The organism is Campylobacter sp. 2014D-0258, assembly GCF_008000495.1.
In the GTDB taxonomy this organism is placed as follows: domain Bacteria; phylum Campylobacterota; class Campylobacteria; order Campylobacterales; family Campylobacteraceae; genus Campylobacter_D; species Campylobacter_D jejuni.
Genome location: NZ_VOAR01000006.1, coordinates 1 through 3,169, shown reverse-complemented (window position 1 = coordinate 3,169; position 3,169 = coordinate 1). Strand labels below are relative to the sequence as shown.

Genomic DNA, 3,169 nt, shown 5'->3' with positions numbered 1-3,169 from the left:
TTAACAAGTCCGCAATGAGCTACTTTCCCCCTGCCAGTAAGGCGTAGTATCATCACCCACGATGTGCTTAGCTTCTTGGTTCGGGATGGAGCAAGGCGTTTCCACATCTGTATAATCACGGACATTGTTATTTAAATATTCTTTGAAAGATTGAATTTAAGAATAAAACTTAATCTTTTATTCCTTTACTTTTTTCTTTATTCTCTTTCTTCTTTTCTTTATCTTTTATCTTTGATAAGTTTTTATATAGAATACTTAAAAAACAATGTTAAGAGCAAGTTCTAATACAAACTCTACTTGAAAGATTTCTATTAAACTCTAAATATTATCTATATTCAAAGTCTTCTTAAAAACCTTAACAAGGAAGTGATGCTTTATTAAAGATAAGCCAAACGCTCTATTAGTACTGGTCAGCTAAAGGACTTTCATCCATTACACACCCAGCCTATCAAACTAGTAGTCTTCTAGAGAGCTTAGAGAAGATTCATCTTAGAGTTGGCTTCACGCTTAGATGCTTTCAGCGTTTATCCTTTCCAAACTTAGCTACGCTGCGATGCTCTTGGCAGAACAACAGCTACACCAGTGGTTTGTTCAACCCGGTCCTCTCGTACTAGGGTCAAATCTCTTCAATCTTCTTACGCCCACGGCAGATAGGGACCGAACTGTCTCACGACGTTCTGAACCCAGCTCGCGTACCGCTTTAAATGGCGAACAGCCATACCCTTGGGACCTGCTCCAGCCCCAGGATGCGATGAGCCGACATCGAGGTGCCAAACCTCCCCGTCGATGTGAGCTCTTGGGGGAGATCAGCCTGTTATCCCCGGGGTACCTTTTATCCTTTGAGCGATGGCCCTTCCACACAGAACCACCGGATCACTAAGACCGACTTTCGTCTCTGCTTGACTTGTATGTCTTGCAGTTAAGCTGGCTTATACCTTTATACTCTACGAACGATTTCCAACCGTTCTGAGCCAACCTTTGTAAGCCTCCGTTATTATTTGGGAGGCGACCGCCCCAGTCAAACTACCCACCAGACATTGTCCCACTTGAGGATAACTCAAGCTGGTTAGCTACCCAAATAAGAAAGAGTGGTATCTCAACAATGGCTCATATACAACTGGCGTCATATACTCAAAGCCTCCCACCTATCCTGCACATTCTTATCCAAGTAGCAGTGTCAAGCTGTAGTAAAGGTCCACGGGGTCTTTCCGTCTTGCCGCGGGTAGGAGGAATTTTCACCTCCACTACAATTTCACTGGATCCCTCTTTGAGACAGCTCCCATCTCGTTACGCCATTCATGCAGGTCGGTATTTAACCGACAAGGAATTTCGCTACCTTAGGACCGTTATAGTTACGGCCGCCGTTTACTCGGGCTTCGATCAAGAGCTTCGCTAATGCTAACCCCATCAATTAACCTTCGAGCACCGGGCAGGCGTCACACCCTATACATCCTCTTACGAGTTAGCAGAGTGCTGTGTTTTTGGTAAACAGTCGGGAGGGACTCTTTGTTGTAAGTTTCTTCGCTTTCGGAGTAAATCCTAATACAAAGCTAACCACACCTTATACCGAAGATACGGTGCTATTTTGCAGAGTTCCTTAAAGAGAGTTCTTCCACGCGCCTTAGAATACTCATCCCACCCACCTGTGTCGGTTTACGGTACGGGCAACATTAGCTAAACTTAGAAACTTTTCTTGGCTCGACGGCATCAGGGGTTCTTCTATCCATCCGAAGACTTCAAAAAGCCTTTCAGTTCTCGGAGTATTGTTATACGGATTTGCCTGTATAACCTCCTACGACCTTAGACTAGCACTTCCATCCGCTAGCCCCCTTAGCCCTAAGCGTCCTTCCATCGCACACTAATGTTGGTATTGGAATATTAACCAATTTGCCATCGTCTACCCCTTTCGGACTCGACTTAGGACCCGACTAACCCTACGATGACGAGCATCGCGTAGGAAACCTTGGGTTTACGGCGTTAATGATTCTCACATTAATTATCGCTACTCATGCCTGCATGCTCACTTCTATTCGCTCCAGCACTCCTTACCGGTATACCTTCGACGCAAATAGAACGCTCTCCTACCACTTGCACACAACTTAAACTACTTAACTTTAGCCTAAGAATATTTTTACTGATTTTACTAAGTTTTATTTCTATCTTTACTCTATAAAAATCAGTAAAAATATAACTAAACATATAACTTAGTTTCTCATATTCTAAACTTAAATAATCTAAGTTGTGTGCAAGTCTACAGCTTCGGTACTTACTTTAGCCCCGTTATATTTTCCGCGCAAAATCACTAGACCAGTGAGCTATTACGCTTTCTTTAAAGGATGGCTGCTTCTAAGCCAACCTCCTGGTTGTTTAAGTAACTTCACATCGTTTTCCACTTAAGTAAGATTTAGGGACCTTAGCTGGTAGTCTGGGTTGTTTCCCTCTTGACGACGGATTTTATCACTCGCCGCCTGACTGCTGTGATTACATATAAGGTATTCGGAGTTTGATAGGGTTTGGTACATTGGTGTATGCCCTAGCCCATTCAGTGCTCTACCCCCTTATATTACGACACAACGCTATACCTAAATATATTTCGGAGAGAACCAGCTATCACGAAGTTTGATTGGCCTTTCACCCCTATCCACAAGTCATCCCGGGGCTTTTCAACGCCTATGGGTTCAGTCCTCCACTAGTTCTTACACTAGCTTCAACTTGCTCATGGATAGATCACTTCGTTTCGGGTCTGCAGCATCTGACTAAGCGCCCTATTCAGACTCGCTTTCGCTACGGCTTCGCGTTTGCTTAACCTTGCCAGACACCACAACTCGCAGGCTCATTATGCAAAAGGCAGTCCATCACCCTGTATTGCTACATAGGGCTCTGAATGATTGTAAGCAAATGGTTTCAGGTTCTATTTCACTCTGATCACCTCAGTTCTTTTCACCTTTCCCTCACGGTACTTGTGCACTATCGATCTGGTATTAGTATTTAGGGTTGGATCGTGGTCGACCCGGATTCAGACAGGATTCCTCGTGTCCCGCCCTACTCAGGATACTGCTAGCTAAGGTTTGTTTTTCGCATACGGGACTATCACCCTCTATGGTTATACTTTCCAGAATGTTCTGCTAAACTTACCTCTTGCACATTGCAGTCCTACAACCCCCAGTGC

General features: G+C 44.1%; 2 rRNA genes. Both read right to left on the bottom strand.

Annotated elements, in window-relative coordinates:
- Positions 1–6: 6 nt before the first annotated feature.
- Positions 7–123, bottom strand: a 5S ribosomal RNA gene (gene rrf / locus SR62_RS00585).
- A 256-nt stretch (positions 124–379) separates the two neighbouring features.
- Positions 380–3,169, bottom strand: a 23S ribosomal RNA gene (locus SR62_RS00580); the annotation flags it as partial.